The 19,102-nt window shown below is 56.0% G+C and carries 15 protein-coding genes; 2 read left to right on the top strand and 13 right to left on the bottom strand.

What is annotated here, in order from left to right:
* Positions 1-43: 43 nt before the first annotated feature.
* The 10 genes from X474_RS25180 to speD form a co-directional block, all read right to left on the bottom strand.
* The gene (locus tag X474_RS25180; RefSeq protein ID WP_044352916.1) at positions 44-364 is read right to left on the bottom strand and encodes an ArsR/SmtB family transcription factor; all 321 of its coding nucleotides are present in this window, start codon (positions 362-364) and stop codon (positions 44-46) included.
* A 158-nt stretch (positions 365-522) separates the two neighbouring features.
* The gene (metG, locus tag X474_RS25175) at positions 523-2,481 is read right to left on the bottom strand and encodes a methionine--tRNA ligase (RefSeq protein ID WP_044352915.1); all 1,959 of its coding nucleotides are present in this window, start codon (positions 2,479-2,481) and stop codon (positions 523-525) included.
* Positions 2,478-3,851, bottom strand: a complete 1,374-nt coding sequence (locus tag X474_RS25895; protein WP_044352914.1) for a PSP1 domain-containing protein — start codon at positions 3,849-3,851, stop codon at positions 2,478-2,480. Before X474_RS25895 ends, metG begins: the two co-directional genes overlap by 4 nt.
* A 280-nt stretch (positions 3,852-4,131) precedes the next feature.
* Positions 4,132-5,124, bottom strand: a complete 993-nt coding sequence (gene holB / locus X474_RS25165; RefSeq protein WP_052515641.1) for a DNA polymerase III subunit delta' — start codon at positions 5,122-5,124, stop codon at positions 4,132-4,134.
* Positions 5,114-5,782, bottom strand: coding sequence for a dTMP kinase (gene tmk, locus X474_RS25160; RefSeq protein WP_044352913.1), 669 nt, complete (start codon positions 5,780-5,782; stop codon positions 5,114-5,116). The genes holB and tmk overlap by 11 nt, the downstream gene beginning before the upstream one ends.
* Positions 5,779-6,822, bottom strand: a complete 1,044-nt coding sequence (locus X474_RS25155) for a 3'-5' exoribonuclease YhaM family protein (protein ID WP_052515640.1) — start codon at positions 6,820-6,822, stop codon at positions 5,779-5,781. Before X474_RS25155 ends, tmk begins: the two co-directional genes overlap by 4 nt.
* The gene (locus X474_RS25150; protein ID WP_044352911.1) at positions 6,819-7,658 is read right to left on the bottom strand and encodes a phosphoribosylformylglycinamidine synthase subunit PurQ; all 840 of its coding nucleotides are present in this window, start codon (positions 7,656-7,658) and stop codon (positions 6,819-6,821) included. The genes X474_RS25155 and X474_RS25150 overlap by 4 nt, the downstream gene beginning before the upstream one ends.
* On the bottom strand, positions 7,655-10,660 hold the full coding sequence (locus X474_RS25145) for a phosphoribosylformylglycinamidine synthase subunit PurS (RefSeq protein WP_044352910.1): 3,006 nt from the start codon (positions 10,658-10,660) through the stop codon (positions 7,655-7,657). The genes X474_RS25150 and X474_RS25145 overlap by 4 nt, the downstream gene beginning before the upstream one ends.
* A 452-nt stretch (positions 10,661-11,112) precedes the next feature.
* Positions 11,113-12,036, bottom strand: coding sequence for a polyamine aminopropyltransferase (gene speE, locus X474_RS25140; protein ID WP_052515639.1), 924 nt, complete (start codon positions 12,034-12,036; stop codon positions 11,113-11,115).
* On the bottom strand, positions 12,036-12,455 hold the full coding sequence (gene speD, locus X474_RS25135) for an adenosylmethionine decarboxylase (protein ID WP_044352908.1): 420 nt from the start codon (positions 12,453-12,455) through the stop codon (positions 12,036-12,038). Before speD ends, speE begins: the two co-directional genes overlap by 1 nt.
* A 682-nt stretch (positions 12,456-13,137) precedes the next feature.
* On the opposite strand from speD, the gene X474_RS25125 reads away from it, so the two are divergent.
* The gene (locus X474_RS25125) at positions 13,138-13,506 is read left to right on the top strand and encodes an integration host factor subunit alpha (protein ID WP_156360936.1); all 369 of its coding nucleotides are present in this window, start codon (positions 13,138-13,140) and stop codon (positions 13,504-13,506) included.
* 285 nt (positions 13,507-13,791) lie between these two features.
* On the opposite strand, the gene X474_RS25120 is transcribed toward X474_RS25125, so the two are convergent.
* Together X474_RS25120 and X474_RS25115 are read right to left on the bottom strand one after the other, a co-directional pair.
* The gene (locus X474_RS25120) at positions 13,792-14,340 is read right to left on the bottom strand and encodes a hypothetical protein (RefSeq protein ID WP_044352906.1); all 549 of its coding nucleotides are present in this window, start codon (positions 14,338-14,340) and stop codon (positions 13,792-13,794) included.
* Entirely contained in the window at positions 14,340-15,488 is a 1,149-nt protein-coding gene (locus X474_RS25115) for a sugar phosphate isomerase/epimerase family protein (RefSeq protein ID WP_052515638.1), read from the bottom strand. The genes X474_RS25120 and X474_RS25115 overlap by 1 nt, the downstream gene beginning before the upstream one ends.
* 325 nt (positions 15,489-15,813) lie before the next feature.
* Between X474_RS25115 and X474_RS25110 the strand changes: the two genes are divergently transcribed.
* Positions 15,814-16,329 (top strand): hypothetical protein, encoded by a 516-nt coding sequence (locus X474_RS25110; RefSeq protein WP_156360935.1) that lies wholly within the window; start codon positions 15,814-15,816, stop codon positions 16,327-16,329.
* 69 nt (positions 16,330-16,398) lie between these two features.
* Here X474_RS25110 and glgP read toward each other — a convergent pair whose 3' ends face one another.
* Positions 16,399-18,951: an alpha-glucan family phosphorylase gene (glgP, locus tag X474_RS25105; RefSeq protein WP_044352902.1), complete on the bottom strand. Its 2,553-nt coding sequence runs from the start codon at positions 18,949-18,951 to the stop codon at positions 16,399-16,401.
* Positions 18,952-19,102: the final 151 nt, after the last annotated feature.

Raw genomic sequence — 19,102 nt, 5'->3', positions numbered from 1 at the left:
GGCAAATATCTGAATAAAAAAATACATAAACCCGGGCCGCATCCTAGCCCAAGCCATCGATCTGGGCCTGCACATTGGCCTCCAGGATATTTTCCAGGCAACTGAAAAAATCCATCACACAAGGGGTGGCCAGGTCATAGTAGACTTGGGTCCCTTTTTTGGTGCCACGCAGGACACCGGCGTTCTTAAGTACAGATAAGTGCTTTGATACAGTAGATATATCCGCTTGCACCATCTGAGTTAACTCCGCCACGCAACGCGGGCCGCGAGAAAGTTCATCCACCATGAAAAGCCGGGTGGGATGAGCCAGGGCCTTTAAAATGCGGGCCCGGGCATCCATTTTTTTCTTTGTTTGTAAATCCATGTTACTCCATATTGCTTATTTGGCAACATAACCAAATAAGCAATAACCGTCAACTGAAAAAACACTTCCGGCGAATGGGGGGAAATTTCCGAGCAGATCTGGCTGAAGGGCAAACAGATAAAATAACCGGGGAGCCCCCAAAGGGGCTCCCCGAAAAACTAACGCACTGTGGAGCCGGGGGTGAACTCAAGATCCGGTGCGACCACCCTTACCGTGTCGTCGCCAACCGCAGTGAGCACCATGCCCCTGCTCTCGATCCCCTTTAAGGTGACCGGCTTCAGGTTGGCCACAACCACCACCTGCTTGCCCACCAGGTCTTCGGGCTTGTAATGCAGGGCGATTCCGGCCACCACCTGGCGGGGCGTCTCCTCGCCCAAGTCTATTTGAAGCTTCAGGATGCGGTCCGCGCCTTTGATATTCTCAGCCTCAAGCACCTTGCCCAACTTGAGGTCCAGGCGGGCGAACTCATCTATGGTGACCTCGGGAGCCGGGCCTTGCGGGGCTTTTTTCTTTTTGGGCTTGGCCGGTTTCTTTTCCTGGGTCTTAGCCGCCGCCTTGGCCGCCTTGGCCTTTACCTTGGCTGTATCCACCCTGGGGAAGAGGGCCTTGGGCTTGGTGGTCTGGGCTCCTTGGGGCACCAGGCCAAGCAGGTCTTCAGGCTTGGTCAAAAGGCCGGACCCCGGTGGATCCATACCCAGAATCTCGCTGAGCTTCTCCGAGGTGGAGGGCATAACAGGCCAGATCATCACCGTAACCGCACCCAAAATCTGCACCAGGTTGTAAAGCACCTCGTCCAGCCTGGCCTGGTTGGCCGGATCTTTGGCCAGCTCCCAGGGCTCACTCTGCACCACATAGCGGTTGGCCTCCTTGACCAGGGACCAAACCTCGGAAAGCGCCTTGTGGAAGCCCAGGGTTTTCATCTCCTCGGCATAGACCCTGGCGGTCTCAGTGATGAGCTTCTCAATGCGCCCGCCTTCCTGGCCGCCTCCGGCTGGAGCCTCGGGAACAACGCCCTTTTCATAACGGGACATCATGTTCAGCACCCGGCTGGTCAGGTTGCCCAGGTCATTAGCCAGATCCGCGTTGTAGCGGTCAACCATAAGCCCTTCGCTGAAGTTGGCGTCCAGTCCGTAGTTCATCTCCCTCATCAGGAAATAACGAAAGGCGTCCACACCGTACACCTGGGCCAGATCCAGGGGCTTGATAACGTTGCCCAAGGACTTGCTCATCTTGCTGGAATCCACGTTCCAGTAACCATGTACATTCAGGTTTTTATAAAGGGGAATGCCTGCGGCCATGAGCATGGTGGGCCAGTAAATGCCATGGGGCTTTAAAATGTCCTTGGCAATCAGATGCTGAGTGCCCCGCCACATGGTCTTGTAATTCTCACCGTCCGGCCAGTCCAGTCCGGTCAGGTAGTTGATCAGGGCGTCGAACCACACATAGGTCACAAAACGGTCATCAAAAGGCAGGGTGATGCCCCACTCAAGCCTGGTTTTGGGACGGCTGATGCAAAGATCCTCCAGGGGCTCCGAAAGGAAGCTCAAGACTTCGTTGCGGTAGCGGGCCGGGCGGATGAAATCGGGATTTTTTTCGATATGCTCCCGCAAGGCATCCTGGTATTTGGACATACGGAAGAAGTAGTTTTCTTCTTCGATATAGATCGGCACGGTCTGATGATCCGGGCACTTGCCGTCCACCAGCTCCCGGTCCGTATAAAAGCGCTCACACCCCACGCAGTAGTTGCCGCCGTATTTGGCAAAATAGATGTCACCCGCATCATAGACCTTTTGCAGGATGGTCTGCACTGTTTCAATGTGCTTCTGATCCGTGGTGCGGATAAAATTGTCAAACTCGATATCCAAAGGCGGCCAGGCGGCCTGGAACATGCCGCTGATGCGATCGGCGAATTGCTTTGGCTTTATGTTTTCCTTTTCCGCAGCCTCGGCTATCTTGTCGCCGTGTTCATCGGTTCCGGTCTGAAAACGAACCTGGTTGCCGACCAGCCGGTTAAACCTGGCCCAGGTGTCCGCCACTATGGTGGTGTAGGCGTGGCCCAGATGGGGCTCAGCATTTACGTAATATATTGGTGTAGTTATATAAATAGGGTCTTTCATTGGTTACTGGGTCCCTTCTTTGGTCTTCTGCGTCTACCCTTGGGTCTGGGCTTATTGGGCTGTGTCTTTTCCTGACCGACGTCCCTGGCCTTGTCCCTGCTTCTGTTGGCCGGTTCCGTCTGGGGCTTGGGTTTTCGGCCCGGGGAAGCCTTGCGGGAAGATCCCCCCCCTTGTCTGGCTTGTTTTTTGGAGCCTTGCCCCTTGCCGCCGGTATTTTGTCTGGCCTCGCCCTTGGGCCTGGATTCCCGCCGGGATTTTTTATCTTTCTCCGGCCTTGACCCTTCCCTCTTGGATCCGGCCTCGTCCTGCCTGCCCTTTTCCGGCTTGGCGGATTCAGACTTCTGAGACTTGGGCGGGCCCTGGCGCGGCGCCTCTCTGGGTCCGGCCTGTTCCACCGGTTGGGGGGTGAGTTTACCGGGCTGGTAAGGTTGGGGAGAAGAATCGGCCTCGGCCTTTACCAGATCCTCCGGGGTTCCGGTAAGCTCCCTGCCGTCAGGCAGGATGACCGTAACCTGACGCTTCAGCACGTTCTGCCGGATAACCTTGCCGGATATATTCTCCTCTTCATTGACCGTAAACCTCTTGCCCAGTTTAGGCATCCCCTTTTTCAGGGACTTGTATGCCTCAAACTCATAGGTCAGGCAGCACATCAAACGGCCGCAAAGCCCGCTTATCTTGGTGGGATTCAAGGAAAGATTCTGTTCCTTGGCCATCTTGACGCTGACCGGCTCAAAATCCCTTAAAAAGGTGGCGCAACACAGCTCCCGGCCACAGGACCCCAATCCCCCAAGCAGTTTGGCCTCATGCCGAACCCCTATCTGACGCATCTCGATGCGGGTTCTGAATCTTCCCACCAGGTCGCGGACCAGCTCGCGAAAATCCAGCCTGCCGTCGGCGGTGAAAAAAAAGATGATCTTGGAACGGTCAAAATAGCTCTCCACCTTGACCAGATTCATCTCCATCTTCCGCACCGCCACCCGCTCCAGGCAGAACTTGTAGGCGTCCTCCTCCAACTTGGAGTTGGATTCAAGCTGGGCCAGGTCGGCTTCGGTGGCCAGGCGGTATACTTTTTTCAGGATGAAGCCGGTGGCGGGGTCGGTCTCAGGGGCCTCCCCGTCCGTCTCGTCCTGAAAATCGGGCTCATTGGAATCACCCTGGGGAACTTGGTTCTCCCCGGTCGACTCCTGCTCCCGGACCTGTTCCTCTTCCACCGGGAGTTTTGCCTCGGCCAGGCGGACCACCGTACCCAGGGCCAGGCCCTGCTCCGTCTCCACAATGACCCTATCCCCCAGGGACAATACAAAGTGGCCGGCATCAAAGTCATAGACCTTGCCGCCACGTTGAAATTTTACTCCGACTATCTTGCCCATAATTGGCCAAGCTTCCTCTCTGCGGCTTATTTGAATTCCTATCTGGCTAATTGCCTGTCAGGCCTTGTTTACCCCAGCTCCTGCCGCCGAACCATAGCCGGCCTAAAAAATGCTGAGCTTAAGCGGGATATCCTTTGACAGATATTAATTCCTCCCGCACGTCCCCACTAAATATATGAAGATGAATTTTCTCTTTTATAACCAAAAGGCCCGGGCCAAAGCATGATCAAATAATGGGCCGTAAAGGCATTCTGCCCTTTTACTTGGCGCTGGTCAATCTTCACCTTGCCGCATCCCTTAGTTTGCCCAATAAAACCACCAGGGTGAGCTCCGGCGCGGCATTGGCTAAAATACTCTGTTGCGCTTCTCTGACCAGTGTAAAACCTCGCACCGCCCGGCTCGGGTCCAGTCCCCCCAAAAACTCGGGCGGTAAAACCGTCATTTCCGGTTTACCTGTTGATATCACAGCCTGATCCCGAAAATACTGGCCCCACAAATCCAGGACCGCGGCCAATCCTTGACGATCAATATGTCCACTGCCCTTATAGGACCCGACAGTCTCTTCGGCATAGGACCAGTCCTTAAGGGGATCGCTCTGTTCCTTTAAATGAAAGACAAAACGCCTAAGATCGGAGAAAAGTTTTTCCTGATCCAGGGTCAGGGCCTGGCCCAAAGAGCCGCTGCTCATGGCGGCCCTTAAACCGGCTTCCACCGGATCCTGGCCCCGCCTGATCAGTTCCTCAATTATAATTCCCTGGTCAAGGGGCTTGAAGTTAACCCGGCGGCAACGGCTTACCAAAGTAGGCAAAATAGCGGCAGGGTCCTGTACGGTCAGGACGAGGATATTACCCTTGGGCGGTTCTTCCAAGGTCTTGAGCAGGGCCCCCGATCCGGCCGGGTTCAAATTCTCGGCCCGCCTTATGAGAACTACACGCCAACCCTTGCCAAAAGGGGCAAAGGAAAGGGTGCGTATGATCTCCCTTACCTGCTCCACTTTTATTTGAGCCGAAACAGAATCCGAGGCGGGGGCAACCTCTAAAAAATCTTCATGATTCCCCGCCAAAAAGCGAAGGCAGGAGGGGCAGCGGCCGCAAGGGTGTTCCCCTTCCTTTTCCCGGCAGTTGATCGCCTGGAAAAGGGCCTTGGCCGCCACGCCGCGGCCGGTTCCCATGGGGCCGACAAAAAGATAGGCATGGGCCAGTCGGTTCGCCGCCATTTCAGCCTCAAGCTGGGCGGTCACCCGTTTTTGGCCCAAAAGGCCTTTAAGCCTCACTGTTTTTCCATTTTTGCAAGACCGGCTTGACCAAAGTCCAGATGCGCTCGGCCACTTCCTCGGCCTTGCCTTGAGCCGGCACTATTTTTATGCGGCTTGCATCAGCGGCGGCCTGTTCCACAAATCCCTTACGCACGGCCTGGTGAAAGGTCACGCCTTCCTGTTCCAGACGGTCCAGCCCCAGCCAACCCTGTCTCTGGCTGGCCCTGGTCAGGCCTTCACCCGGGTCCATATCTAAAAACAGGGTGAGGTCAGGCCATACATCGCCGCAGACCCACTTGTTCAGCTCCCGCACCTTTTCCGCGCCCAGGCCCCTGGCCCTGCCCTGGTAAACCTCGCTGGAATCGGCAAAACGGTCGCAAAGCACCAGCTTGCCCTTTTTAAGGGCCGGACGTATGACTTTGCGCACATGCTCGGCCCGATCGGCCAGGTAAAGCAGCAGTTCCGCCTCCGGGCAGGGGGATTCATCCTTTACTTCACTGACCATGCGCCTTATCTCGGTGCCCAAAAGGGTGTCACCTGGCTCGCGGGTGATAAAGACCTCAAACCCCGCAGCCTTGATACGGCGCTCCAGCATGCGCATCTGGGTGGTCTTTCCCACCCCTTCGCCGCCTTCCATAGTTATGAAAAGCGGTCTTTTGCAATCTTTGGCGCTCATGACCCCACTCCCTCGCCCTTGGCTGAAACGGTGTTGAAAAGCCCCAGGGAAAGGGTTGAATCTTCACTAAAATCCGGCTCGGAGGGTGATTGCAACGGAGAAGGTCCGGTATAAAGGAAACGCTCCAGAAGGCGGTTATAACCACTCCAATGGTTGCCGGGGTCCGTATTTTCCGAGATGACATTGCGGTACATGGCCATTTTGGCGTCCATATCATCCAGAAAGCTAAGCATCATGGCTTCTGCGGTGAGAGGTTTCACCGGGCTGCCGAACTCCAGGCAGCCGTGGTGGCTCAGGATCAAATGGCGCAGGTGTTGAGCCAGCTCGCAGGGAAAATCCTTTAGCATGTTTATGCGCTGGTCAAGCATAGCCGCGCCAATGGCGATATGCCCCTCCAGCCTGCCCTGGTCAGTATAATCTATGGGCGGTCCCAAAGTCAGCTCTTTGGTCTTGCCAACATCATGTAAAAGCGCGGCCGTGACCAAAAGATCCCTTTCCAGCTCCGGATACTGATCCCCCATTTTACGGGCCATCTCAGCCACTGAGACTGAATGCTCCAACAGGCCGTGTAAATAGGCGTGATGGGCTCCCTTGGCCGCAGGCGCCTGTTCATAGGTCTTTTTGAATTCCGGTTCACTGAAAAAAGCGCTGAGCAGGTTTTTCAATTTCCGGTCCTTGACCGAATTCCTGACCCTGTTGAACCTATTTTGCAGCTTGGGGAAAGGCACCGGGCTTTTGGCCATGAAAAGCGCCGGGTCCGCATTGGGCTCTTCCGCAAGCTCATTCACTATTACCTGGAGCTTGCCTGCATAAAGTTGCGCCTTTCCCTGCACCTTGACAGCCATGCCCTTTTTAAGGGGGGTCAGCAGCTCTTCGGCCCTGTCCCACAACCTGGCTTCCACCTGGGCTGAGGGGTCCTGCAGTTTCAAGGAACCGTAGGGCTTGCCGGTTTTGGTCGTGAGCAGCTGCTTATGACTCAACAGGTAAACACCGCTCACCAAGTCGGCGTCATTCAGGGCCGCAAGCTCGGGCTGGCTCATTTTGCCTTCTCCTGCTTCACAGCCTCCACCGCGTTTTGGAAGAACTTCAACCCGGCGGCCGGAGCCATGGAGTCAAAAGGCTCTCCCTTTCTGGTCTTTTCCTCACGCAACCTGGTCCAGAGAGGATGCTGGCTCTGACGGTAAAAGCCCTCCGGATGGGGCATGAGCCCGAAGATTCGGCCTGTCTGGTCACAGATTCCGGCTATGTCGTTTTTACTGCCGTTGGGGTTTTGGGGAAACTCCCCGTTTGCCCTGTCTCCACGGCCGTCACCATAGCGCAAGGCCACCAGGCCGTTCTCCTCCAGGCGCGCCAGGGTTTCGTCTGTGGCCACAAACTTGCCTTCGCCGTGACGGATCGGCAGATCAAAACGGCTGAGCCCCCTGGTGAAAACACAAGGGCTTTTGGGCTCTGCCAGCATCTCCACCCATCTGTCCTGGAAATTACCGCAATTATTTGCGATCAAGGCCACAGAACGCTCGGTCTGGCCCTTTAATCCAGGTAAAAGCCCCAGGTTGACCAGCACCTGGAAGCCGTTGCAGATGCCTATGGCCAGGCCGCCCTGGTCCACGAACTCCCGCACCTGATCACCCAAGTGATTGGCCAGCCTGGCGGCCAGAACCACCCCGCCGCCATGGTCGTCACCCCAACTGAAGCCGCCCACAAAGGCCAGGATATCGTATTGATCAAGGGTCTTGACCGGTTTATGCCCTTTGTATCCGGTGAGGTCGTTTACATGAACCACCTCTGCCTCTGCTCCGGCCAGCAAAAGGGCGTGATTTGTCTCCACATCACAGTTCAGGCCGTATCCGGCCAGAACCAGGGCGCGCACAGTCATACCAGGCCCCCGAAACGCTTGTTAAAGGATTGACGCATACCGGCGGCATCAAGCTCCACCAGATTCCTGCCCAGGCCCTTTATCAGAAGTCGGTCGTGGCCAGCCACCCTGCCGACCTCGGCCCAGGCTACGTCTTTTAATAATGCTTCAAATTCCGCCTTTTTGGCCGGATCCACGGTCACAATCATGCGGCCGGTGGATTCGGAGAAAAGCCTGCCTAAGCCGCTTAAATTTTCCTCTGCGTCAAGCAGGTCCAGATCCAGATCCAGGCCCATCCCGGCCGCCATGACCATGCGGGCAAAGCCATAGGCCAGCCCGCCTTTGGATACAACGCAGGTCGAAGCCGCCAGGTTGGCCTCCAGGGCCCGGGAAAGAGCCCGGCATAAGGCCTTGGAAGCGTCAAAATCCGTTTCAGGCACCTTCAGCCCGGTCAAGTTCATGAGCCCGTAAAGCGCCGAGCCGCCAAGTTCATCCTTGGTCCGGCCCAGTACATAGACCAGGTCTCCGGCAGCCTTGGGCTCCAGGGTCTGGGCCCTGTGCAGGCCGGGCACCGGCGCTGTGGCGGTGAACATCATGGTCGGCGGGCCGCTGACCCTTTGGGTCAGGCCCTTTTCGCTTTTAAGGGTTCCGTCCACATACATGGAATCCTTGCCCGACAAAAGCGGTATGCCCAGGGCGAGGCAGGCGTCCTTCAAGCCCCAGCAGGCCCGCACCAACTGGGCGGCCTTGTATTGGCCGTCCGGATTGGTCTTGGGATCGTAGATGATCGAGGGCCAACAGAAGTTATCCACGCCACCGACCTGTTCCGGGTCTCCGCCCACGGCGGTCATGCGCCTTAAGCCTTCTTCCACGCTGGCGGTGATCATGTGATAGGTGTCTATATCCCCGTACTCGGTCAGAAGCACGCTGGCCATGGCCAGGCCGGTGTCACTCTCCAAAACCGGCAGGATCACCCCGGCCTCACTGGGAATGTCGGCCTTGACGCCCACAAAAGGTTTAATGACGCTGGTGCCCTGGACCTCGTGGTCGAACTGGCGGTTGATCCACTCCCTGGAACACAAATTGGGGCTCTCCAAGAGATCCAGAACCAGTGAGTTCATCTCCTCGGGATCGCCCAAAACCGGCTCGACAAGCCCCCTGGCCGCGGGAGGAAGCCAGGCCGCCTCGAACTGCCACTGGGGAAAACCCTTTTCCAGGAAGGCCACATCCACATAACAGCAGACCTTGTCGCCATAGGTCAGCTTCAGCATTCCGTCGCCGGTGAAACGACCGATCACCGTGCTCAAGACATCATGCTTGTCGGAAAGGGCCATGAAGGCGTCGTGATCCTCGGGAGCCACAGCCACGGTCATGCGCTCCTGGCTCTCGCTGACCCATATCTGCCAGGGGTCCAGGCCTTCATACTTCAAAGGCACCTTTTTGAGGTCTACTTCGGCTCCGGGGCTTAAACGGGCGCTTTCACCCACACTGGAGCTGAGCCCGCCGCCGCCGTTGTCGGTGATATAGGGGATCAGCCCCTTATCCCTGGCCTCGAGCAGGAAATCGTGCATTTTTTTCTGGGTGTAGGGGTCGCCTATCTGCACGTGCCCGGCCGGGGTGTTTTCCGAATAACCCGCGCTGGAGGCGGTGACTCCGTGGATGCCGTCGGCTCCCACCCGGCCGCCGCACATAACCACCAGATCTCCCGGCCTGGTGGTCTTCTCGTGGCTGGGCTCACCGCCCAATTGAGCGGGCATCACACCCAGGGCCGAGACAAAGACCAGGCACTTGCCTATGTACCGAGGGTCAAAATGCAAAAGACCCGAGGCGGTGGGTATGCCGGATTTATTGCCTCCGTCCCGCACGCCTTCGATTATGCCGTCAAGAAGCCTTTTGGGGTGCAGGGCCGGTTTAAGCTCGCCGTCGTAATCCCTGGGGCCCACGCAGAAGCCCCACATGCCCGCCGAAAGCTTGGCCCCCTTGCCGGTGCCCATGGGGTCTCTGTAAACCCCCACAATACCGGTAATGGCCCCGCCATAGGCTTCCATGTTGCTGGGAGAGTTGTGGGTCTCGCCCGTGATCACATAGTTGTTATTGTCGTCCAAGCGGGCCACGCCCGCATTGTCCCAAAGAACACTGACCACCCAGTCCCGCTCGGCCGCCAGTTTTTCCGTGGGATGCTTGATGCACTCCTTGAACAGGTTATCCACCACCTGCTCTTCACCGGTGAGCATATCCCGGTACTCAAAGCGGCCGTTGAACGTGTTGTGGTTGCAATGGTCGCTTCTGGCCTGGCTCACATACTCAAGCTCCACATCCGTGGGCGCCTTGAGCCCCTTTTCCGCGCGCAAAGACCTGACCTCGGGATCGTCAAAATAGGCCCTGATCACCGGGATGTCGGCTTCGTTCAAAAACAGATTGCGCTCAAGGGAAAGCTCCATGAGGTCCCGGTCGCTTTTGATCTCAAGATTCAAAACGCTGGGTTCATGGGCCAGCTTGACCTTGGGGATAAAGATGCCGATGCCGTTTTCCGGGTCCCACTGGTCTTTGGCTATCACCTGCCAGGACTGGATAATGGGGTTGGCCAGAAGTTCGGCACAGAGGCTTTCGGCCTCATCCCGGCTAATTCCCGGGGCCTTGAGCAGATAAAGGCGGGAGAAATAAACCGCCTCATCCTCGGCCATTTCCCGGCCAAGCACATCGGCCATGGCTTCCAAGGCCGTGGACCCCTCATTGTCCCGCACGCCGGGTTTCAAGCCCACCCAAAGCGCCCAGTCAAAATCAGAAAGCACCCTAGGCGCAAGCGGCGCAAAGGAGCTGATATCTGTAACCGGGTTGGTGAAGATGCGTTTACGAACGGTTTCCAGTTCTTCACTGGTAAGGGCGGTGTCAAAGGTAAGAACGCGAAGCACACGGGCGTTATTAATTTCAATGCCCATGTAGTCGTGCGCTTTATTAATTAAACTTTGTCCCCCCGGATCACTCAGTTCGGGCTTGAGCCCTATCTCCAGGCGATGAGCCATGATTCCTCGTGGGTTAAAGGGTCATTTATAAGAAAAGATCCATAATAGCAGCCCTTTTTGGGGCTGACAAGGGAAGCGCGCCATCAAGGGCCAAAGGCGCTTTCCCGGCTGACGATGTGAAAGGGGCGAAGAAACACCAGGTTGGCAGCTTCGCCGCAACAAGAAGATCACCCGGTTAACCTCTCCCCAAACGGGGATTAAAGGCCAGATACACCTATTTACGATTTTTTTAAAAAAATCGTAAAAGGCTTAAGCGGCTTCGCAACAACCGGCGCGGGCCGGGTCATTTTTCAACTCTGCCCCTAAAAACACCGTTTACTGGCTAACATACTAAAAAGGAACCGGTTTTCAAGTACAAACCAAAGAGGTTCCCCCAGATACCGATTAATTGGCCGTTTTTTAGCAAAAAGGCGGTTTTATATCGCCCTCACCGCCGAAAAGGCGGTGAGGGGCTAAGCCTGTCTCCGGGCCGTTTCAGGGGGCAGCAGTTTAAGCCAGCGGCAAGGCAGGGCAAAGGCGGCCCTGTGCAGAGTGGGGTTGTAATAGTCGAGTTCGCCCAGGGCCTGCAGGCGTTTTTGGTCAACCGGGGCCAGGGGATCGGGCCCCAGGGAGTTAAAGGCAAAACCGATCACCCCGCTCAAATAGGTGGCCACCATGGTGGTGTAATAATAGGATGTCTCAAACATTCCCTCTATCTGTTCAAATATGCGGCTGATCAAGGGAGCGTACAGGTGGCAGGACTCCATCTGGCTCACGGCAATGCCCCCCGGTCTCAGGGCCTGTTTCAGATTCCGGTAGAAGTCCGGCCCAAAAAGCCCCTCGGCCGGACCCTCGGGGTCTGAGCTGTCAACTATGATAAGGTCGAACGCCTCTTTATGACCGGCCAAAAAGGCAAATCCATCACCTATGTGCAGCCTGGTTTTGGGGTGGTCAAAACCCGAAGCCAGCTCGGCAAGGTGACGGCGGCTAAGCTCCACCACCCTTTTGTCGATCTCACAGATATGGGCCTCCTGGACCGATTCATGCTTTAAGACCTCGCGCAGAGCTCCGCCGTCTCCTCCACCTATGATAAGCACCCGTTTGGGGTCCGGGTGGCTTAACATGGGCACATGCACCATCATTTCATGATAGGCCGGCTCGTCGAACTGGCTTACCTGAATGTTGCCGTCGAGCAATAAAATCCTGCCCAGGGGACCGGCCTCGATGATGGCAAGATCCTGATATTCCGTGCGCTCCTGGCACAACACCCGGTCCACTTTAATGGCCAGGCCCAGGCTCCCCTCAAGGCAGGGCGGTTCCAAAAAGGTTTCGCCGGCGCTAAGGTGAAACCTTTCCGGCAAGTCGGGCTTTGCCCGGTCTGCTCTTGATGCGGGCATTATCCGCCGCTCCGGGCAAGCTTGGCTTCTTCCAGGGCATAGGGTTTATGCTGGATCATCTCATCAGGCAGATCCAGGGCCCCACGGCTGAGAATCATTTTTTGAATGGAAAGAGCCTGAAAGTCCTGTTTCAGACTCGTCACTGCCGCGTCCATGTCTATTACATCGCCGCAGGTGAAGACATCCAGGGCGGCATAACCATATTCGGGCCAGGTGTGAATGGAAAAATGCGATTCACTTATAATGGCCACCCCGCTTACGCCCTGGGGTGCGAATTGATGAAAAAAAGGTTTGATCAAGGTGGCGCCGGAGCGCTCTACTGCCTTAATAATGCTTTGGGAGACATGCTCCGGATCATCCAGCAGGGCAGAAGGGCAATCAAACAGTTCCAGGATGAGGTGGCGTCCCAACGACTTCATGGTATCCGCCCCTTTCCCGCGCCCACCCATGACCATGCGGTCGGCGGGGGGTGCTTTTTATTGTTACCGAAAAGGCAGCCAAGATCCAGAAACCCCCTGGCTGCGGCCAAAATACAGCGGCTCTTTTGCAAGGCCCCTGAAAATAGCGTTCACACACCTAAACCTTTACCAGCCCGAGAGCGGCAAAGTCCAACCCAACCCGGCATCAAAATCATATCAGGTGTTTTTAAGGGTTATACAGAGCAACGGGGCAAGCCCGGGCTCTGATTTTTCCTTTTAATGAAAAACCAGCTTTTATTGGCAGTATAATGCCCTGGCGAATGGTTGGTTATAACTTTTCCTGCTTAAGCCCGCCCTGGAAACGATTTTTTTAAAAACCAAAGGTCGGGCCCCAACTGAAGCGTTCACCTATCTACACTGCCTGCCCCTCTCCGTCAAGCGGTAAAGTAACAGATTCCTCCCGCTTTCCGCTCCAGGGGGCCCTCCCCGTTCTTTGACTGAAAGGGCTCTTGTCATCAGCGCCCGCCAGGTCGAAAAAATATTTTTTCCCGCCTTAAGCGGCCTTTAAGCAGACAAAAAGAGTATTTCTTTTTTCGTAAGTAGCTGGCTAAGGTTGACTCAACCCTCTTATTTCGCTTACTATTGGATTCGCAGGCTAGAAAAACGCCGGGAGGAGTATGAAATGACCTTGACCAAGGCAGATATAATCGCTCAAGTGTATGCCAAAGGCCAATTATCCAAAAACGAAGCGGTGGACGCAGTGGAAAGGGCTTTGGAGCTGATAAAGCACGCCCTGGCCTCTGGGGATGAGGTTTTGATCAGCGGCTTCGGTAAATGGTCGGTGCGGGCCAAGTCCCAAAGAAGGGGGCGCAACCCCCAGACCGGCGACCCCCTGATTCTTCCCTCCCGCAAGGTGGTGACCTTCAGGCCCTCCAGGGTGCTGAAAGCCAATATCCAAGGCAGTGACGGAGAACCGGGACCAGCCGGCGAAAAAGACGATGAATCCAAGGAAAATGCAAACGGTCAGGCACTTAGGCCGGGTTATTTCTAATTCCGACGATTACAAGCCCCCCGTCCGGGGCCGGGGGGCTTTAAGGCTTTTTTTTACAGCCTCAGCACGGGTCGGGCATTCATTCCGTGTTTTAAAGTACCGTCATTCAAGGTCCGCCAAATGGGCTGTTTCCCGCTGCCCCCGGGGTCTGAAAAGGCCTCTTTTCACCCCAGCCAAGCAAACGGAGCGGACCGTCCTTTTCCGGCAAAACAAATGTTAAAACCACACGCCTTTTTCCTCCTTGCCGCCGGCTCCGGCGGTCTATGAGGAACCGGTCTGGAGAATTCAGGACTTATCATCGGGGCGGGGCGGGATAACCACTGATATGCGGGCGCTGGAGGCATGGATGGCCTTCACCACCAGATGCACCTGCCTTTTCCCCACCTCAAAGGAAAGGCTGGCCCCGGCCTTAAGCTCACGCACGGACTGCGGCCGGCCCAAGACCCCGAACCGAATCCGGGCCCGTTCCGGAGACTTAAGCACCTCATCCAATACAACCGTGGCTTTTTGATCTGCAATCAATACAGAGCGCCCCCTGGATAAAACCAGGTTGCGCACCACTGCTTTTGGTTCGGGGCGTCTCTCCTTATACTGCCTGGACTTTTCACCCAATTGGCAACGAAAAAGCCGGGAGCTAAGGCTTTTATTTTCCGAATGCAGCCTGCGGTTCTTTTGTTCCAAAAGCCGCACCTTGCTGCCGAGTAACTTAAGCTCCTTTTGGCTCTCCTTACGCCCGGTGTCCCAGCCCAGGAATAACAAGCCCAAGGCAGCCAGCACAGTGACAAGCTTGATCAAAATCGGCTTAAGGCGTATTTTCCCTTTTTCCAGCGCCATTAATCGCTTCCAAACGGGTCTCCCCACAGTTTCAGAAGCCCGCGTAAGGAGGCCCAAAGATAGGGTTCCTGGTGTGGCTCCAGGGTCAAGACCGGCAATTTCTCCTGGGCGTCAAGCCGGGATCTCAGGCCGGGCCAGTCCGCCTTGCCCCAGCCCGGGGGCAGGTGCCGGTCATCATCGCCCAAGTTGTCGTGCAGGTGCATCTCCAGAAGATGCCCCTTAAGCCCCTGCCACCACTCGGCCAGCGAGGCCCTGCCAAAAGACATGGCATGCCCCACATCCAGACAAAACCCCAAACCGGGGCCCTTGCCCAGGCGCTCGAGCACTGCTTCAAGCACCTGCGGCCCGGGTTCAAAGGTGTTTTCCAAAGCCAGGCTCAAGCCGCGATCCAGGGCCTTATCCGCCAGAGGCCCTAAGTTATCCCTAAAATTATCGGCAAACTCGTCCAGATCCCGGTGTATGCGCCAATCATAACCCAGGTGCATCACCATCTGGAAGGCCCCCAGTTCATAAGCCCAGTCCATTGCCTTGGCCAGCCTTTCACGGGCTGCCCGGCTTATAAGGGGGTCATTGCTTGCGGGGACCAGGTCCTTGAAAGGAAGATGGGCGGTCAATTTTCTGCCTGCCAAAAGCTCCTTGGCCAGATCCAATTCCGCCCGGCCCAGGCCGTCCAGGGCGCCCGCGTCTATGCCTATCTCCAAATTAAGCGGATAATTTTTAACCAACTCCCCATATCCGTTCAAAAGGTAGGTCAGGGGAAGATTAACCTGCACCTTTTCAAGCCAGGGCGGAGTAAACACCTGGTGAGAAAGTTCAAGCAGCAATAAAGCCGCCTGGCCGGGATCAGGGGGCAAGCCGCCTTCCAGGAAAGCGGATTCATTGTTGCCGAGCACCGGGCAAGGCAGGCAATCAAGGCCTTTGGGCGGTTTTTGGGCCATAAGCGCGCAGGCGCGGGGGCGCAATTCAAGGGGGCAGCCCGTAAGCGCCAGCAGCAGGTCAGGCGCAGGCCCCAGGTTAAGGTCTGCGCCCGCAACCCCTTGGGGGGCCAGGATCAGGCTGTTCGCCTTTTGGCCAAGACGGTCTCTAAGTTCTTTTGCCTGGTTCAAGGCTGCGGCATCGGTCATTATCCAGATTACAGGTTCGGGCATGGTCTCCAACCAGATTCTGTTGCGCCGGTTTTTTAAACCGGTCAGGAAAAAAGCCCCCTGTGCTGAGCCGGGGTTTAAGAGCGGTTTGTGGTATCCAAAAGAGCATAATGGTAATAATATCATTCTAGGCAAAAGCATACGAGACATGGGAAATCAAGACCGCCCTTCAAGGTTTTTTGGGGAGAACCCGACAAAACTCCCAGGTCGATACCGACCGGCAAAGGCAAAGGGTTTACTTGGAAAACACCCGTGTCTGAAATTGGAAGGCGGGCCGGAAAAGACCTGTCTTAAGGATCAAACTCAATCGCCGGAAAGGTTTTTTGTTATGCCCACCATTGAACTTAAAGTCAGCGAGGGTGTTTACAATCTCTGGCAGGCCTTTCTCAAAACTCCACCGGCCAGAAAGCTGATAGAGGAGAGGCTTTTGGGTGACTGGGCCGCCCAGGCCTTCATGGCCCAGGCCGGTCGTTTTCTAAAAGAAGGCCTGCCTGACCTGGAACAGGATGCAGACCCGGCCAAGGAGCGGGAAAAAGAAGCGGCCGCGGCCCGCAAGAACTTGACCAAGATGCAAAAACGGGTCCTGCCCATGTTCAATGAAAATGAAAACCAGACCCTTGCCGAGATTAGCAGGTTGCTGGGCCTGGATCGGAACCAAGCGGAAAATCTCTTGCAGGAGTGGCTTGAGATTGAATTTTTGGGCCGGGGGCCAATGAGGGATGGCGAGCAGACCTATGTACTGACCCGCAAATGGATGGAACGCAATCTTTCAGCCAACCGCCCCTCTTTAAACGCGCCGAGAAACGCCTCGCTTCTGGATTCTTACCGTCCCCCCACCCGCTGAGGTTAGAAACCAGACTAAGAAGGCTCTTTCCCTGTGTGGAAAAGAGCCTTTTCATTCTTTTTTTCAGGGTCATCCCCAGACCGCCAGGCCCAGGGAATGTTTGGAGCTCAGCTGGGGAGCAAAAGGCACCAGCCGCACGGTAAGGCCCATACGTCCGGTCCAGGGGCTTTTCAACCTTCCATGGAACAGGTATTCCCCGTTCTCCTGCCCGGCGGCCTCCATGGATTTGGTTTCCCTTTTCTTAAATTCACCGTCTGCATCCAGGGGGCCGAAATAAAGGTCGCAGGCCACGTCACTCGGGAAAAGCTCTCCCAAACGCACCCTGGCCCTTATCTCTATTTCATCACCCCAATACAAGGTGTCCGGCGCGTTGCTGGTGACCTCTATCACCTTGACCTGTCCCCAATTTTCCATGATCTTGCGCACCCAGGCGCCGAGTTCCCTGGCCCTTTCAAAGTCATCTGATACAAGGGCGTTATACCGCACTGCGGCCGGCAGATAGCCCTCTTCGGTATAGTCGGCCAACATGCGATGAGTATTGAATTCCGGGCAGAGATGGGAAAGGGATTTTTTCATGTATTCAATCCAGCCCCTGGGCAGGTCGTCTTCGCCCCGGTTATAGAAAAGGGGCACCACCTCGTCTTCCAGAATCCGGTAAAGGGCGTTTGCCTCTATGCGATTCTGTTCCTGGGCATCCTGGTATTCCTCGCCCGCGCCTATGGCCCAGCCCACTCCCGGTTCAAAGGCCTCGTCCCACCAACCGTCCAGGATGCTCAGGTTAAGCGCTCCATTGGCCGCGGCCTTCATTCCGCTGGTTCCGCAGGCCTCCAAGGGGCGCTGGGGCGTGTTCAACCATACATCCGCGCCCTGCACCAGGTAGCGGGCCACATTAATGTCATAATCCTCTATGAACACAAGTTTCTGCCTGAAACGCGGGTCCTTGCCCAGGGCCACCACCTTGCGGATATACTCCTTGCCCTCGTTGTCCCTGGGGTGAGCCTTGCCCGCAAAAACCACCTGCACCGGCCTTTTGGGATTATTCAATATGGCGGAAAGCCTGTCCGGGTCTGACAGCAAAAGCACCGCCCTTTTATAAGTCGCAAAACGCCTGGCAAAAACCAGGGTCAAGGTCTCCGGATTCAAGGCCTCGGCCGCCTGGGCGAGCTGTTCGGCGCTTCCTCCCTGACGCTTCACCTGTTCACTAAGCCTCTTACGCAGAAAAGCCACCGAACGGGTGCGCCTTCTTTCATGGGCCCGCCAAAGCTCTGCATCCGGGATCTGACGCACAGAAGACCAGACTCCCCGGTAGTCGGAGTTCTCCATCCAGGCCGGGCCCAGATAACGGTCATACAGATAAGCCATGTCCGAGGATATCCAGCTGGGAATGTGGACCCCGTTGGTGATATGGCTTATGGGCACATCTTCCAGGGGAAAGTGGGGCCAAACCTCGCGCCACATATGGCGGCTCACCTCGCCGTGAAGTTTACTGACTCCGTTGCTGAAGGAGCTTAGCCGCAAGGCCAGCACGGTCATGCAAAAAAGCTCCTGCTGATCCCTGGGGTGTATCCTGCCAAACCCCAACAGCACCGGCATGCTGATTCCCAGCTCCTCCACATAACCGGCAAAGTGCCTTCTCACCAGCTCGGGGTCAAAATAGTCGTTTCCCGCCGGAACCGGGGTATGGGTGGTGAAGCAGGTGCTGGCCTTGACTGCTTCACAGGCTTCGTCAAAGGAAAGCCCGAACTTAAGGCGCAATTGACGAATGCGTTCCAGGGCGGCAAAGGCGCTGTGCCCCTCGTTCATATGCAACACATTGGGTTGTATTCCGAGCCGCTCCAAGAGCCGCACCCCGCCGATGCCCAGAAGAATTTCCTGCCGGATGCGCATCTGGCGGTCACCGCCGTAAAGCTGATAGGTGATTGCCCGGAAATCAGGCGGGTTCTCCTCCAGATTGGCATCCATAAGGTAAAGCGTGATACGCCCCACCATGACCTTCCAGACCTGGGCAGTCAGCGCGCGGCCTTGAATATCAACCGATATCTTAACCAGCTCGCCTGAATCTTCCTTTAGCAGTTCGGTTGGCAAATTCCAGAAATCATTGGGTTTATAGCCTTCCTGCTGCCATCCGTCCGGATTTAGGTATTGGTTGAAATATCCCTGGCCATAAGCCAGTCCCACCCCGATAAGCGGCAGGTTCAAGTCGCTTGCGCTTTTCAGGTGGTCACCGCTCAGCATGCCCAGGCCGCCTGAATAGATCGGCAGGCAATCGGCCAATCCATATTCAGCGGAAAAATAGGCCACCTTGAAAAAATCGGGAACCTCGTTTCCCAAGAACGGACAGTTTTGCACGTCCTGATAGGCGGCAAGCTGGCCTGCCACCCGCTCCACCTCAGCCACAAAACCATTGTCCCTGGCCAGTTCTTCCAAACGGGCCTGACTGAGCTGGTTTAAAAGTGCGGTGGGGTTATGATTCAATTCAGCCCACAGGGCTCCTCCCAGGCGCTGAAACAGCTCCACAGCCTCTGAATGCCAACTGAACCATAAATTGCCGCTGATGGAGCGAAGCGGTTCCAAAAGAGGCGGCAGATTGGGCTTTATTTTAAACATAAGGGTGGGTTTCACTGGCCGATACCTCCTGTACGGCAAGTTGATTTGCCGCTGTGGGGGGGGCTTACATGGGGCTTTTTTTTATTTTCTCCGTCTATTGCCTAATTTGCAAGCAATAGGCGATGAGTTGACGATATGGTCATAGTTATTTCGGTGTGGTACTGTG

The sequence above is a fragment of the Dethiosulfatarculus sandiegensis genome, assembly GCF_000931935.2.
Lineage (GTDB): Bacteria > Desulfobacterota > Desulfarculia > Desulfarculales > Desulfarculaceae > Dethiosulfatarculus > Dethiosulfatarculus sandiegensis.
Note: the sequence above shows the minus strand (reverse complement) of the source record. Positions and strands in the feature narration are given on the sequence as shown.

What these genes read in the sequence shown, in the direction of transcription:
- X474_RS25180 (WP_044352916.1), bottom strand. Translation starts at nt 364, where the DNA reads ATGGATTTACAAACAAAGAAAAAAATGGATGCCCGGGCCCGCATTTTA.
- metG (WP_044352915.1), bottom strand. Translation starts at nt 2,481, where the DNA reads ATGAAAGACCCTATTTATATAACTACACCAATATATTACGTAAATGCT.
- X474_RS25895 (WP_044352914.1), bottom strand. Translation starts at nt 3,851, where the DNA reads ATGGGCAAGATAGTCGGAGTAAAATTTCAACGTGGCGGCAAGGTCTAT.
- tmk (WP_044352913.1), bottom strand. Translation starts at nt 5,782, where the DNA reads ATGAGCGCCAAAGATTGCAAAAGACCGCTTTTCATAACTATGGAAGGC.
- X474_RS25155 (WP_052515640.1), bottom strand. Translation starts at nt 6,822, where the DNA reads ATGAGCCAGCCCGAGCTTGCGGCCCTGAATGACGCCGACTTGGTGAGC.
- X474_RS25150 (WP_044352911.1), bottom strand. Translation starts at nt 7,658, where the DNA reads ATGACTGTGCGCGCCCTGGTTCTGGCCGGATACGGCCTGAACTGTGAT.
- X474_RS25145 (WP_044352910.1), bottom strand. Translation starts at nt 10,660, where the DNA reads ATGGCTCATCGCCTGGAGATAGGGCTCAAGCCCGAACTGAGTGATCCG.
- speE (WP_052515639.1), bottom strand. Translation starts at nt 12,036, where the DNA reads ATGCCCGCATCAAGAGCAGACCGGGCAAAGCCCGACTTGCCGGAAAGG.
- speD (WP_044352908.1), bottom strand. Translation starts at nt 12,455, where the DNA reads ATGAAGTCGTTGGGACGCCACCTCATCCTGGAACTGTTTGATTGCCCT.
- X474_RS25125 (WP_156360936.1), top strand. Translation starts at nt 13,138, where the DNA reads ATGACCTTGACCAAGGCAGATATAATCGCTCAAGTGTATGCCAAAGGC.
- X474_RS25120 (WP_044352906.1), bottom strand. Translation starts at nt 14,340, where the DNA reads ATGGCGCTGGAAAAAGGGAAAATACGCCTTAAGCCGATTTTGATCAAG.
- X474_RS25115 (WP_052515638.1), bottom strand. Translation starts at nt 15,488, where the DNA reads ATGCCCGAACCTGTAATCTGGATAATGACCGATGCCGCAGCCTTGAAC.
- X474_RS25110 (WP_156360935.1), top strand. Translation starts at nt 15,814, where the DNA reads ATGCCCACCATTGAACTTAAAGTCAGCGAGGGTGTTTACAATCTCTGG.